The sequence below is a fragment of the Polaribacter sp. L3A8 genome (assembly GCF_009796785.1).
Taxonomy (GTDB): Bacteria; Bacteroidota; Bacteroidia; order Flavobacteriales; family Flavobacteriaceae; genus Polaribacter.
Genome location: NZ_CP047026.1, coordinates 2,255,904 through 2,270,286 on the forward strand (window position 1 = coordinate 2,255,904; position 14,383 = coordinate 2,270,286).

Sequence of the window (14,383 nt, forward strand, 5' to 3'; positions counted from 1 at the left end):
TTCTTATTGAATGCAAAATTACGTATAAAATCTAAGAAATGAGCAAATTATTAGCAGTCGGTACAGTAGCATTTGATGCTATTGAAACTCCTTTTGGGAAAACGGACAAAATATTAGGTGGTTCTGGAACTTATGTAGGTTTAGCTGCAAGTCAATTTGGAGTAAAAACTGGCGTTGTTTCTGTTGTTGGTGGAGATTTTCCTTCTTCATATTTAGAAATGATGAACTCTAAAGGAATTAATACTGATGGAATTGAAGTAAACAAAGAAGGTAAAACTTTTTTCTGGAGTGGTAAATATCATAATGATATGAATTCTAGAGATACTTTAATTACAGAATTAAATGTACTAGAAACATTTGCACCCGTTGTACCAGAAAGTTTTAAAGACGCAGGTATTGTAATGTTAGGAAACTTACATCCTTTAACACAAGCATCTGTTTTAGACCAAATGACAGAAAGACCAAAATTAGTAGTTTTAGATACTATGAATTTTTGGATGGACATTGCTTTAGCAGATTTACATACCGTTTTAAAGAGAGTAGATGTAATTACTATTAATGATGAAGAAGCGCGTCAATTATCCGGAGAATATTCTTTGGTAAATGCAGCTAAAAAGATTCATAAAATGGGACCAAAATATGTGGTCATTAAAAAAGGAGAACATGGTGCTTTATTATTTAATGAAGGAGATATGTTTTATGCACCTGCATTACCTTTAGCAGAAGTTTTTGATCCAACAGGAGCAGGAGATACATTTGCGGGTGGTTTTTGTGGCTATTTAGCAAAAACAGAAGACATTTCTTTTAACAACATGAAAAATGCAATTATATATGGTTCTAACCTAGCGTCTTTCTGTGTAGAAAAGTTTGGTACAGAACGCATGCAAGACCTTACAGAAGAAGAAGTTAAAAAGCGATTACAAGCTTTTAAAGAATTAACACAATTTGATATAAAAATATCTTAATTTTAATCCGCGGCTTTTTGCTGCGGCTTTTTTTTTTACAACAACACAACAAAAAAACTATAAATACCAATGAGTGATGCTATTAAACACGAATGTGGAATTGCACTTGTTAGACTAAAGAAACCATTACAATTTTATAAAGACAAATACGGTTCTGCTTTTTACGGAATCAACAAAATGTATTTATTAATGGAAAAACAGCACAATCGCGGACAAGATGGTGCCGGTTTTGCTAGCATAAAATTTAATGTAGCCCCAGGCACAAGATATATTAGTAGAGTGCGCTCTAACCAATCGCAACCCATACAAGATATTTTTGCTCAAATTAACGAACGTTTAAATGGAATTTTAGAACAAAATCCAGATAAAAAAGACGATGTTGCATGGCAAGAAGAAAACATGCCTTATGTTGGTAATTTGTTTTTAGGACACGTGCGTTATGGTACTTTTGGTAAAAATAGTATAGAAAGTGTACACCCTTTTTTACGCCAAAGTAATTGGAGACACAAAAACTTAATAGTTGCTGGTAACTTTAATATGACAAACTCTAAACAAATGTTAGAAGAGTTAATTGAGTTAGGTCAACACCCAAAAGAGTCTACCGATACGGTAACTGTAATGGAAAAAATTGGTCATTTTTTAGAAGATGAAGTGGGTAAATTATATCAACAAGCTAAAAAAGAAGGTTTTAATAAAAGAAACGCCTCTCCATTTATCGAAGAAAATTTAAGTCTTAAAAAGGTATTAAAAAGATCTTCTAAAAACTGGGATGGTGGATATGCAATGGCAGGTTTAGTTGGACATGGAGATGCTTTTGTTTTAAGAGATCCAAACGGAATTAGACCTACTTACTTTTATGAAGACGAAGAAGTAGTTGTTGTTGCATCAGAAAGACCAGTAATACAAACTGTTTTTAATGTAAAGATTGATGACGTACAAGAATTAAAAAGAGGCCATGCTTTAATTATTAAAAAGAGCGGAAAAACGTCTATCAAAAAAGTTTTAGAACCAAGAGAAAATAAAGCATGTTCTTTTGAGCGTATTTATTTTTCTAGAGGAAGTGATGCTTCTATTTATGAAGAACGTAAAAATTTAGGTAAATATGTGTTTCCTAAAGTTTTAAATTCTATTGATAACGATATCTCTAATACTGTTTTTTCTTTTATTCCAAATACAGCAGAAACTTCTTTTTACGGAATGACAGAAGCTGCTGAAGATTCTTTGAATGAGCAAAAAACAGCAAAAATATTAGCAGGTGGAACAAAATTATCTGCTCAAAAGGTTACAGAAATTTTATCTGAAAGACCTCGTTTTGAAAAAATTGCAATTAAAGATGCAAAACTAAGAACTTTTATTGCTGATGATAGCAGTAGAGATGATTTAGTAGAGCATGTATATGATATTACTTACGGTGTTGTAAAACCTACCGACAACCTTGTTATTATTGATGATAGTATTGTTCGCGGAACAACCTTAAAGAAAAGTATTATTAGAATCTTAGATAGATTAAGCCCTAAGAAAATAGTTGTTGTTTCTTCTGCCCCACAAATTCGTTACCCAGATTGTTACGGAATTGACATGGCTAGAATTGATGATTTTATTGCTTTTAAAGCTGCTTTAGAATTACTTAAAGACACAAATCAATATCATATTGTAGACGATGTTTACAAGAAATGTAAAGAGCAACAATCTAAACCAGATATAGAAATTACAAACCACGTAAAAGAAATCTATAATCCTTTTAAAGCTGAAGAGATTTCTGCTAAAATTGCAGAAATGTTAAAAACAGAAGATATTAAAGCAGGTGTAGAAGTTATTTATCAATCTATAGAAGGTTTGCACAAAGCGTGTCCGGATAATCTCGGAGATTGGTATTTTACTGGTAACTACCCTACTCCTGGCGGACATAGAGTTGTAAACCAAGCTTTTATTAACTTTTATGAAGGTAATAGCGAAAGAGCTTATTAAGACCAACTCTTTTATTATTTCTAAACTTTAAAAAACTCATCTACAATTAACTGTAGATGAGTTTTTGTTTTAAACACACTTATAAAAATTAAGTTCGTACACTTACTTATATACAACTTACAACTTAACATTATTAAGCACTCCCTCTTAAACACCTAAAATATTTACATAATAACTTCTTATATTTTAGTATTTATTCTCATTTAAACAACCTATCTTCCTTTAACATTTCTTTAAGATTCATTTTTTATAGTTTTCCTAAATTGTGTCATAATTCAAATAAAACTTAATGATGACAAAAAAACTACTTACTAAATTACTTTTAGTTGCTTTTGTACTTGGTTTTTCTACCGAAATGGATGCCCAGTTCTGGAAGAAAAAGAAAAAAGAGACAACACAGAAAGCTAAAAAACCAACCCCAAAAAAAGGCGATATACAACCTTACGGGAAAATCGTTACCAAAGAACATAAAACAGACGAAGGTTTATTTAAAGTCCACTCAAAAGACAATACCTATCTTTTTGAGATTCCAGACTCTCTTTTAACAAGAGAAATGTTAATGGTTACAAGAATTGCTAAAACTGCGAATGGTATTGGTTTTGGTGGAGGAAAAACCAATACACAAGTACTACGTTGGGAAAAGAAAAAAAAACAAATTCTTTTAAGAATTGTTTCTTACGACGTAGTTGCTGATACTATTTTACCCGTACATGAAGCGGTTGTAAATTCTAATTTAGAGCCTATTTTATTTTCTTTTCCAATAAAAGCAATAAGTAAAGACTCTACAGCAACAGTAATAGATGCTACCGCTTTATTTGCCACAGACATTAAACCATTAGGCTTACCTGCTAAAGACAGAAAAACGTATCAAGCTACAAGAATGGATAAAGATCGTTCTTATATCGATCGCATCAGTAGTTACCCACAAAACATAGAAATTAGACATGTAAAAACTTATATTGCAAGCAAAGCACCTTCAAACAGCGCACTAGGTTCTATTACTTTAGAAATGAGTAACTCAATGGTATTACTACCTAAGGTACCTATGAAAAGACGTTATTTTGATGAACGTGTAGGATGGTTTGCTCGCGGACAAGTAGATTATGGCTTAGAAGCTCAAAAAAGTAAAACCGTAACTTATTTAGATAGATATCGTTTAGAGGTTAAAGAAGAAGATATCGAGAAATTTAAAAGAGGAGAATTAGTAGAACCAAAAAAACAAATTGTTTATTATGTAGATAGAGCTACTCCTAAAGAATGGGTTCCTTATATTATTCAGGGTGTAAACGATTGGCAAGTTGCTTTTGAAGCTGCAGGTTTTAAAAATGCAATTGTTGGTAAAATGGCACCAACTAAAGAAGAAGATCCAGAGTATAGCCCAGAAGATGTTCGTTATTCTGTTATTCGATATTTAGCGTCTCCAATTCCTAATGCAAACGGACCTCACGTAAGTGACCCAAGGTCTGGAGAAATTTTAGAATCGGATATCAACTGGTATCATAATGTAATGACTTTATTACACAATTGGTACTTTATACAAACTGCAGCAATAAATCCTGATGCAAGAGGAAATAATTTTAAGACAGAAACGATGGGAGAATTAATTAAGTTTGTTTCTTCTCATGAGCTTGGTCACACTCTAGGATTACCTCATAATATGGGGAGTTCTACAGCGTATCCAGTAGATTCTTTACGCTCTGCTTCTTTTACTAAAAAGTACGGAACAGCACCTTCTATTATGGATTATGCTCGTTTTAATTACGTTGCACAACCAGAAGATAAAGGTGTTGCATTAATGCCAAATATTGGTACCTACGATAAATATGCAATTTCTTGGGGATACAGACCTATTTTAGATAAAAGTGCTATTGATGAAAAACCAATTTTAGACTCTTGGATTTTAAAACATGCAGGAGACCCAATGTACAGATTTGGACATCAACAAGCATCTGGAGTTGTAGATCCTAGTTCTCAAACAGAAGATTTAGGAGACAACGCTATGAAAGCTTCTATGTATGGTATTAAAAATTTACAAAGAATTTTACCTAGATTAGAGGAATGGACATCTGAAAAAGGTGAAAATTATGACGAATTATCTACCATGTACGGACAAGTTTTAAGTCAATTTAACAGATACATGGGTCACGTGACAGCAAATGTTGGTGGGGTTTACGAAAACTTTAAAACCACAGACCAAGAAGGTGCTGTGTACACTCCTGTAGATAAAGCAACTCAAAAAGAAGCGTTACAATTTGTTATTGATGAGTTATTTAAAACACCAACTTGGATGTTAGACCAAAACATTTTTAGCAAAACTGAATTTTCTGGTTCTGTAGAAAGAGTTAGAGGTTTACAAGCAAGAACTTTAAATAATATATTAGATGCTGGTAGAATGGCACGTATGATAGAAAATGAAACCTCTAATGGTTCTAAAGCTTATTCTTTAATTAGCATGATGAGCGATTTAAGAAAAGGAGTTTGGAGTGAAATTTATGCAGAAAAATCTATTGACACCTACAGAAGAAACTTACAAAGAGCTTATTTAGACAGGTTAGATTACCTACTAAATAAGGCATCAGACCAAAAAGGTGCTAATAGCGGTTATAGTAAAAAAACTGGTATTACAATCAACCAATCTGATGTAAAATCTGTAGCAATAGGAGAGTTAAAACGTTTACAACGTGATGCAAAATCTGCATCTAACAGAGGCAATACGTTAACTCGTTACCACTTACAAGATGTTGTAGATAGAATTGATACAATTTTAGATCCTAAATAATTTATTTAGAATTATAACATATTAAAACCACGTCTTAAATTGGCGTGGTTTTTGCTTTTTTAATAATTACAAGCATTCTATTTTGAAACAAAAAAGATTCTTCTTTATACTTTTTTTTAACTTAGTAATCACCTCATCTTTTTCTCAAGAAAAAATTACATGTAGAGTTTTAGATGTAACCTCTAAAGAACCTATAACGTATGCTACCGTAATGCTTAAAAAGATAGAAAGAGGTACACATGCAGACTTAAATGGAGGTTTCCAAATTCCTATTAAATACAAAAGCAACGGAATTATAAAAATATCTTCCATTGGATATCTATCTAAAGAAGTACAACTATCTAAACTAAATAGCAATGGTATAAATATCATTTATTTATCCACCTCAAATAATAAGTTAGATGAAGTTGTTATCAAAACCTCTAAAAAGAAAAAAAGAAAATTATTAGGCATCCAAATTGTTAAAAGAGCCATTAAAAACATATTGGATAACTATCCAACAGAACCACATTCTTATATTGGTTATTATAGAGATTACCAGCAACCCGTTGGAGACTCTTATCAAAAGAACAGACAATCTAAAGTAGCAATTAAATACCTAAATGTCCATGAAGCAATTATAGAATCTTTTGATGCAGGTTTTGATAGTGATAAATTAAAAGGCAATAAAAATCAGTCTCTTTTATATAATTATAAAATAAACACAAAGTTTATTAGAGACTCTACACTTACAATTCCTTATGACAATAAAAACAAAAAATATTCTGAAAGTGTATATATCACTCCTTTAGGCGGAAATGAGCTCAACTTATTAAACCTCACAAATACGATTAGAAGTCATGATAAAATGTCTTTTTCCTACAGCAATGTTTTTCAAAAAGACTTTGTAAAAAACCATAAATTCAGATTAAAAAACATCGTGTTTGCAGATAGTATCCCTTTATATGAAGTAACATTTTCTTCTATTTTAGAAAAAACAAGTTTTGAATACTCTGCTTATGGCAGTATCTATATTTCTAAACAAGATTTTTCTATTTATAAATTGAACTACAATCTCTACTATAGAAACAAGAAAAACCCACAATATGCTGTTACCATAGAATACACACCAAAAAAAGGTAAAATGTATTTGAATTACATCACTTTTAATAATTTCTTTGAAGCAACCAATGGAAATTATTTTAAAATTGATAAAACCTTTTTCAATAGCAAACAAAAAACTTTTAAAATCTATTTTAACAGAAGTGTAGCACTTACAAGCATTGATAAAAGAAATTTTAAAATCTATTACAAAAATAAAAGATTAAAAGTAACTGCTATTAGTCCTTTTGAAGGTAGTCTAAGAATTTTTAATGTTTTTATTGATGACAAATCTATTGCCGAAATAAATTTTGAAAACGAAAAAAATAACCCTAGATATACTTCTTTTTTTCAGTTTGATATTACCAAGTTAAAAGATCTAAGTGGTCATGAAATTGATAAAAGAGCGAGTATAAAGATGAATAAATACCGAGAATTCTTTGTACAAGAAACCTTTGAGAATAAAACAGCAACTCCACAAAACAAGTTTATAGATAAAAATGCTCCATTATCTAGAGCCAAAATAACCAAGTTAAAACTAGAACATGATTACTGGTTAAACACTCCTTTAAAATCTAGTAAAAATTAATTTTTGATTACATATGAGTATTTAAAAAAAAGCTAAAACTTCGTCTTAATTGATGAGGCTTTTTTATACCTAGTAATTTGGGTTGTTTCTAAACCTAAAAATTACTAATTTCGTTATCGTCTGATATATCAAATTAAAACTCGCCATATCAATAAAGTTAGCAATAATTAAACTCACGAAGTTGTAAGGAATTATAAAAAATATCAACTAATTATTTAAAAATATTAATTATAAAAAAACAAATCAAAATGAAAAAAAATAAAAATTACTTATCAATCCTTTTTTTGTTATCAATCTTCGCATTTGTAATTGTCGCTTGTAGAGATGATGATAATGATTCGGCTAATGAGCCTCAAAGCTATTTTGCAGTAGCCAATAGGGGGAGCAATACCATTACATATCATAACACAGAAAATTTATCTTTATTAGGAACAACTTCGCTACCCGATGGTACTCAACCTACTTATGTAGCATATTCTAGAAAAAAAAATAGAATTTATACAGGTGGTTTAGAAAATGGAATGTTGTATGAAATTAATTCTGAGACATTTAAAATAGAGCGTAGTGTTTTAGTTGGGTTAGGCGCATTCCACCTTTGGTTAAATGATTCTGTAGATCAATTATGGGTAAATAATATTAATAGTTCTGTAAAAACAACCACTGTTGTAGATTTAAATACATTTACTGTAAAACAGACAATTAATTTACCAAGTACTTTAGGTCTTTCTACTAATGCAATTCAACACGATGTTATAATTAATCCACAAGGCAATTTCGCATATGTTACTATTTTGGATGGGATGAATACTAGCCATCTTGTACAATACAATACAGATGATTTTTCAATCGCAAATACGTTTGAATTTGGTGGTGACGGACACGTTGGATTTTTCAATAATTCGCTATACTCGCTTTCCCAAAACGCTGGAGAAATTAAACAACACCAACCAGATAATTTAACTGAAATAGAAAATATTTCTTTTTCTGGTTCTCACGGAGTAACAGCTAGCGCTAATTATCTTTTTGCTGCCGATTTACCCAATGGAAGGTTAGGTGTTATCGATGCTCAAAACAATATCACTTCGACACTTAACACTAGTTTTGATGCCACACATAACTTAGCTGTAAATAATTCTGGTAACAAACTAATTGTTAGTTATTCGGGTGGAGCACAAACCAAGATAGAGTTATTTGATATAACTAATGGACAATTAACATCAAATACAACATTAGATTCTGGAACTAACCCATTTGGTGTAGCTTTTATTCAAAAATAATCGAATCCGAAAACAAAATTGGTTGTTTTTGGTGTTACAATCGTTTTATGGCAACACTAATTCGAATTATTTTAAAATAAATAACTATTGCCAACAAAGAACTGAGCTAAAAAACAACTCTTTTCTTCATTAAATTTACGCACTATTATTATAGGCTCATAATTCTATCAATTAGTATTTTGAGCTTTTATTTTTTATGTAATTACTATTTATTTTGATAAAACAGAAACGTACGTTTCGTCATATGGTAAACCTGATTTTGCGATAGCAAAACTCTGTTTTATCAATTTATTTGAAACCGCTATTAAAGCCAATTTCTTACTCTTACCCTTGTTAACAATTCGCTCATAAATCTCACGACATCCTTTATTATGTTTACAAGCTGTAAAAGCACAGAGAAACAAGAGGTTTCGTAGTTTCCTATTTCCAACCTTACTTATTCTACTTCTTCCACGTACACTACTTCCAGACACTCTTATCGTTGGAGTGATCCCTACATAACTACATAATTGTGAAGCCGTTTCAAACTTCCTAAACCCATCAGTAATTACGATTAAAAACAATGCCGTTTTCAAACCTATCCCTGGAATACTAGTTAGTAATGTTAATTGTGCTTGCTGGTCTTGTTTTACTAACGAAAGTACTTTTGTTTCGATTCCTAAAATCTCTTTATCTAAATGTTTTTTAGTCCGTTTTAAAGAACCATAAACCCACTTAGAGGGAATCCCTAAAACTTCTTCTCCGTGAATTTTATTCTTTACCGCTGTGCGTTTTTTAATATCACTATCTAATAATCTAAACAACTGTAAGCACTCACTCTGAACATTGGTAAGAGCAGTATACAATGGAACTTCATTGATGCCTCCATATTCACAGATAGCCTTTGCATCACTTTTATCCGTCTTTACTTTAGACAATTTCATTTGGATAAAACGCTTTACAGATAAAGGATTTACAATAGATACAAAAATGCTTTGTTTGTATAAAAACTGAGCTAACCTGTAATGGTAATAACCCGTTGCTTCCATAATTACTAATGAGTTTTTAGGGAGATTTTTTAAGAATATTTTAAACCCTAATTCATCATTTTTAAACTGATCATGACCACTTGTACTTCCATAAACATCAAAAACGTCTTTACTGATGTCAACTCCAAAAATTTCCTTATATTTATTCATAAGAACTGATTTATGAAAGAATAACCTACTTTTACTCACAACAACTTGAAAACGAGATCTAGGTCTCACAGAACTGAACGTGATTTTAGTAGAAAAGAGAGAGGATTACCAATGTTGTCGAAGTCTAAGCTTCACCGTATAAATTAACCTTAATTCTCTCTTTTATTCTTTCTGATTATATACTTAAATTTAGTCTTTTATTATAAAATGCTAACTTAAGAAGTATAAAAATAATAGGGTGGTTTTGGCTTAATACAAAGGTAATTTTGTATTTGCAAAGTCGCCCTTTATTGTTTTAGTTTTTAATTAGTCTAAATTGTAAAAACAAAAAAAGAGCCTGTGGCTCAACTGAATGGTTTGTGCATTTTTTATGCCCTACTATTCTTATACTAACCGATAACAAAACCATAACCCTACCTCAACTTAAAATAAGAAACTCGATAAACAATTTGTGAGTATTTATTCTAATATCTGATACTAAGTTTATCAAACGCATTAAAAAGTATTCTATATTTGCAGCAGAATATTTTTTATGAGTCAGACACTTTTATCTTCTCCTTTACAAGGATTTACAGATTACAAATTTAGAAATGCATTCAATCATTTTTTTGGAGGAATAGACACATTCTATTCACCTTACATTCGTTTGAATGGTAAAATGGTGATTAAAAATTCTTACAAGAAAGATATTCTTTTAGAGAATAATACTGAGTTAGAAGTAATTCCGCAAATTATTACCAACGATGTAGAAGAGTTTCTTTTTGTAGCTAAATACGTAAGAGAATTAGGTTACAAAGAATTAAATTGGAATTTAGGTTGCCCCTACCCGATGGTTACCAAGCGCGGAATGGGTTCTGGATTAATTGCAGATCCTGAAAAAATAAATAGTATTCTTCATAAAATTCATAATGAATCTGATATTTTAGTTTCTATGAAAATGAGAATGGGCTATGAAACTCCAGAAGAAATCCTAGATGTGTTGCCTATTTTAGATACTTATCCTTTAAAAAACATTGCTATTCATGCAAGAATAGGAAAACAGTTATACAAAGGCGGAACCAATTTAGAGGCATTTCAAAAATGTTTAGATAACAGCAAGCATAAAATGTATTATAATGGTGATATCACTTCCGTTGCTGCATTTAAAAAACTACAAGAACGATTTACATCAATAGATCATTGGATGATTGGACGAGGCTTAATTGCAGATCCTTTTTTACCAAGTATGATTAAAAACGATACCACAGAATATCCAAAAAATAGATTTGATATTTTTAATGAATTTCACAATCGTATTTTTACAGAATATGACGCTGCACTTTCTGGACCAACTCCTATTAAAATGAAAATGCTTGGTTTTTGGGAGTATTTTTCTCAAAGCTTTTCAAATCCTCAGAAAACGTATAAAAAAATTAAAAAAGCAAGCAACGTAAAGAATTACGAGATTGTCGTAAGAGAAATTTTTAAAGAAGCAAAAAACGGATAAATCAGTTCGTCATTGCGAGGTACGAAGCAATCTCCTTAACCTATAAGCAGATTGCTTCGTAACCTCGAAATGACAGTCTATTTTAAATTAAAGTGCTTTATGAACTAGTTTCTGATGGATTTCCTTTATTAAAATCACTTACAACATTAGTAATTACAGCATCAATTCTTGCTTGATCTATATTATATTTAGGATTTAATCCTTTTTTCTCCGGGAAATTTTCTATCGTAACTGTTGTAGAAGGGAAAGCAAAATCTACACCTAATTCTTTCGCTAACTTTACAATAGCAATATGCAATCTATGCTTTGATGATTGTTCTATACCCCAAGTTAAACTCTTAAAATATACATTTACCATAATTAGTAATGCAGAATCTCCAAAACCATTAAACTCAACATTATAAGAATCTGAACGTGTTTCTGGATGTGCAATAATAATTTCTCTTACTCCTTTTACAAAGGCCTCTATTAATTCTGGCGGTGTATCATAACGCAAACCTAAATTGGTATTGTAACGTCTAAACAAACGCAAACCTTTGTTATTAATAACCAATTCAGACAATCTACTATTTGGTATTTGATATATAGAAGTATCTGCTGCACGCACTTGTGTAGATCTAAACCCAACTCTTTCTACAGTACCTACTACTTCTCCAGCTTCTATCCAATCTTCTATATGGAAAGGTTTGTCAAGAAAAATCATGATGGTCCCAATTAAGTTTTTTACTGTGTCTTGAGACGCTAATGCAAATGCCAAACCACCAATAGTTGCTCCAGCTAACATGGTTGTAGTATCTACTCCAAAAAGCATTAACAACTTAAAAATACCAACAACAACTACTAAACCTGTAAGAAAACTATGCAAAATAGGCACTAATTGATCATCTAACCTACCGTGTGTTCTTTCTGTAAACTCTGCATAAATACGCATTATCACTTGTACTAATTTTAAGAAAACATAAATCCAGAACACTGTTTCTGCAATGTTTAAAACCAAAAACACCCACGTATTTGTTGTTAAACCAAATTGTAATGATGGAAAAACTTTATCTACAAAAGTTAACGTAACTAATAGACTTATTGGGTGTGCCAACTTTTTAATTACTTTGTTAACTTCTAAATTGGTGTTTTTTGTAATTTGATGTTGAATCTTTAATAAAATAAAAAAAGCAACTCTTTTAATAATTAAAAAAATAAGGTATCCTAAAGCTAGTATTATTAGCAAACCAACAATTTGCCACAGTTCTAAATTTAATATTTTTTTATGTCCAGAAACAGGTACTAATTTCTGTAACTTCTGCACATACCAAGGATAAACCCCTTTATATAAACTTTCTATTCTGGCAATTGTTTCTGTTGAATAATACCAGTTCTCTCCTATTTTCTCTATATAAATCTCTGGCATTCTTAAAGGAAACAACACATATCTATGATAAGAAGAATACCCAATAGTATCTTTGTAATTTGGGTTGGTAGGAATTTTATTTACATCTACATACAAGCCTTTACCATCTAAAACTTGTTTTATTTTTATTGCTTTTTCTATTGCCTGCTCTTCAGAAAGTCCTAAAATAGTTTTTGCCGCTTTTTTAGGCGCATAAGTGTCAGTTTGTAAAAAGTATAAATGTGTATACACTGTAGCGTGAGGATTGCTCATATCTACACGAATACTATCTTGAGCAACCGTAAACATTGGCAAGAAAACAAGAAACCACAAAAAATTCTTCATCAGTACTTTATTAAAAATGTGTTAAATAAAAAAGCAAATTTAAACCTTTTCATTTTTTAAGTGTCAAAGATGAGTAATTAATAAATAACAATAAAAAAATGAAAAAAATAGTAACCATATTAGTTTTAGTTTTCGCTTTTACATTTACTGCACAAGCGCAAAAAAAAGGTGGTAAACCTTCAGCAGAAAAAATGCTAAAAAAAATGACTAAAGATTTAAATTTAACGGAGGCTCAACAAAGTAAAATTAAACCTTTTTTAGCAGATCAATTAGCAGAAAGAGAAGCTGCTATGGTAAAAAGAAAAGCAATTAAAGAATCTGGACAAAAGCCTTCTAAAGAAGAGCGTCAATTAGACAGAAAAGACAGAATAGCTAAAGAAACTGCTTTTAACACAGAAATGGCTAAAATTCTTAACAAAGAGCAATTAGAAAAATTTGAAGCATTGGCTAAAGAAAGAAAAGAAAATGCTAAAAATAAAGGCAAAAAGAAAAAAAATAAAAAAGAATAAAACTAGTTTTGGGTTGATTAGTTTATTAAAAAACTCGGTTTCTTTATAGAGATCGAGTTTTTACTTTTACAACATTTATAATATGTTAAATACTTGTTAAACATAAAACTACATTAAACCTTTTTCTTTTTAAACAGTCAAAGAAGTATACACATTAACATAAAAAATAATATAAATATGAAAAATTTAGTAAGCATTTTAGTATTAGTATTTGCAATTACATTTACTACACAAGCACAGAAAAAAAGAGGAGGACATGGAGATAAATCTTCTAACTTAACCCCAGAGCAACACGCTACTTTAGCTGTTAAAAAAATGACATTGGCTTTAGATTTATCTGATAGACAACAAAATGAAATAAAGCCTCTTATAACGGCTAAAATGGCAGAAAGAAAAGCTGCTATGGAACAAAGAAAAGCTAACAAAGGTGATAAAAAAAGACCTACTGCAGATGAAAAATATGCCATGCAAAACAAGCGGTTAGATGATAAGATTTACATGAAAAACAAAATGAAAGACATTTTAAACAAAGAGCAGTTTGAAAAGTTTGAAAAAATGCAAAAAGGTAGAAACAAAATGGCAATGAATAAAATGAAAGGAAAAAAAGGTTCTAAAAATAACAAGGGAAGTAAAAGAGGTAATAGATCTCAACAAGGAAAGTAAACTAGTTTTGGTTGATTAGTTGATTGAAAAAAACCCGATTTCTTAATTGAAATCGGGTTTTTGTTTTTATAACAAATTGATATTTTGCGTTAGGGATTGAATCTTTCGACTTCGCTCAAGACAGGCCATCTGTTTGAGCTCTTTTTTGTTTTTACAAAAA

The 14,383-nt window shown here is 30.6% G+C and carries 10 protein-coding genes; 8 read left to right on the forward strand and 2 right to left on the reverse strand.

Translation table 11 applies throughout. The features are described from left to right. Positions 1 to 38 precede the first annotated feature (38 nt). The 5 genes from GQR92_RS09350 (at position 39) to GQR92_RS09370 (ending at position 8,658) form a co-directional block, all read left to right on the forward strand. On the forward strand, positions 39 to 965 hold the full coding sequence (locus tag GQR92_RS09350) for a PfkB family carbohydrate kinase (protein WP_158839003.1): 927 nt from the start codon (positions 39 to 41) through the stop codon (positions 963 to 965). A gap of 69 nt (positions 966 to 1,034) precedes the next feature. Next, positions 1,035 to 2,933, forward strand: coding sequence for an amidophosphoribosyltransferase (locus GQR92_RS09355; RefSeq protein WP_158839005.1), 1,899 nt, complete (start codon positions 1,035 to 1,037; stop codon positions 2,931 to 2,933). 292 nt (positions 2,934 to 3,225) lie between these two features. Beyond that, positions 3,226 to 5,712 (forward strand): zinc-dependent metalloprotease, encoded by a 2,487-nt coding sequence (locus GQR92_RS09360; protein ID WP_158842083.1) that lies wholly within the window; start codon positions 3,226 to 3,228, stop codon positions 5,710 to 5,712. An 82-nt stretch (positions 5,713 to 5,794) separates the two neighbouring features. Continuing rightward, a complete protein-coding gene (locus GQR92_RS09365; protein ID WP_158839007.1) occupies positions 5,795 to 7,381 on the forward strand; it encodes a carboxypeptidase-like regulatory domain-containing protein in 1,587 nt (528 codons plus the stop codon). Between the two features lie 248 nt (positions 7,382 to 7,629). Next, a complete protein-coding gene (locus GQR92_RS09370) occupies positions 7,630 to 8,658 on the forward strand; it encodes a hypothetical protein (RefSeq protein WP_158839009.1) in 1,029 nt (342 codons plus the stop codon). 209 nt (positions 8,659 to 8,867) lie between these two features. On the opposite strand, the gene GQR92_RS09375 is transcribed toward GQR92_RS09370, so the two are convergent. Next, a complete protein-coding gene (locus GQR92_RS09375; RefSeq protein ID WP_158838331.1) occupies positions 8,868 to 9,836 on the reverse strand; it encodes an IS110 family transposase in 969 nt (322 codons plus the stop codon). A gap of 532 nt (positions 9,837 to 10,368) precedes the next feature. Between GQR92_RS09375 and GQR92_RS09380 the strand changes: the two genes are divergently transcribed. Next, positions 10,369 to 11,322, forward strand: a complete 954-nt coding sequence (locus tag GQR92_RS09380; protein WP_158839010.1) for a tRNA dihydrouridine synthase — start codon at positions 10,369 to 10,371, stop codon at positions 11,320 to 11,322. A gap of 97 nt (positions 11,323 to 11,419) precedes the next feature. Here the strand turns inward: GQR92_RS09380 and GQR92_RS09385 are convergent, their stop codons facing one another. Next, positions 11,420 to 13,051 carry a mechanosensitive ion channel family protein gene (locus GQR92_RS09385; protein WP_158839012.1) on the reverse strand — a complete coding sequence of 544 codons (1,632 nt, stop codon included), beginning with the start codon at positions 13,049 to 13,051 and terminating at the stop codon, positions 11,420 to 11,422. 98 nt (positions 13,052 to 13,149) lie between these two features. Between GQR92_RS09385 and GQR92_RS09390 the strand changes: the two genes are divergently transcribed. Together GQR92_RS09390 and GQR92_RS09395 are read left to right on the forward strand one after the other, a co-directional pair. Beyond that, entirely contained in the window at positions 13,150 to 13,560 is a 411-nt protein-coding gene (locus GQR92_RS09390; protein WP_158839014.1) for a hypothetical protein, read from the forward strand. Positions 13,561 to 13,737: 177 nt separating this feature from the next. Beyond that, entirely contained in the window at positions 13,738 to 14,223 is a 486-nt protein-coding gene (locus GQR92_RS09395; protein ID WP_158839016.1) for a hypothetical protein, read from the forward strand. Positions 14,224 to 14,383: the final 160 nt, after the last annotated feature.

What these genes read in the sequence shown, in the direction of transcription:
- GQR92_RS09370 (WP_158839009.1), top strand. Translation starts at nt 7,630, where the DNA reads ATGAAAAAAAATAAAAATTACTTATCAATCCTTTTTTTGTTATCAATC.
- GQR92_RS09350 (WP_158839003.1), top strand. Translation starts at nt 39, where the DNA reads ATGAGCAAATTATTAGCAGTCGGTACAGTAGCATTTGATGCTATTGAA.
- GQR92_RS09395 (WP_158839016.1), top strand. Translation starts at nt 13,738, where the DNA reads ATGAAAAATTTAGTAAGCATTTTAGTATTAGTATTTGCAATTACATTT.
- GQR92_RS09375 (WP_158838331.1), bottom strand. Translation starts at nt 9,836, where the DNA reads ATGAATAAATATAAGGAAATTTTTGGAGTTGACATCAGTAAAGACGTT.
- GQR92_RS09385 (WP_158839012.1), bottom strand. Translation starts at nt 13,051, where the DNA reads ATGAAGAATTTTTTGTGGTTTCTTGTTTTCTTGCCAATGTTTACGGTT.
- GQR92_RS09380 (WP_158839010.1), top strand. Translation starts at nt 10,369, where the DNA reads ATGAGTCAGACACTTTTATCTTCTCCTTTACAAGGATTTACAGATTAC.
- GQR92_RS09355 (WP_158839005.1), top strand. Translation starts at nt 1,035, where the DNA reads ATGAGTGATGCTATTAAACACGAATGTGGAATTGCACTTGTTAGACTA.
- GQR92_RS09360 (WP_158842083.1), top strand. Translation starts at nt 3,226, where the DNA reads ATGACAAAAAAACTACTTACTAAATTACTTTTAGTTGCTTTTGTACTT.
- GQR92_RS09390 (WP_158839014.1), top strand. Translation starts at nt 13,150, where the DNA reads ATGAAAAAAATAGTAACCATATTAGTTTTAGTTTTCGCTTTTACATTT.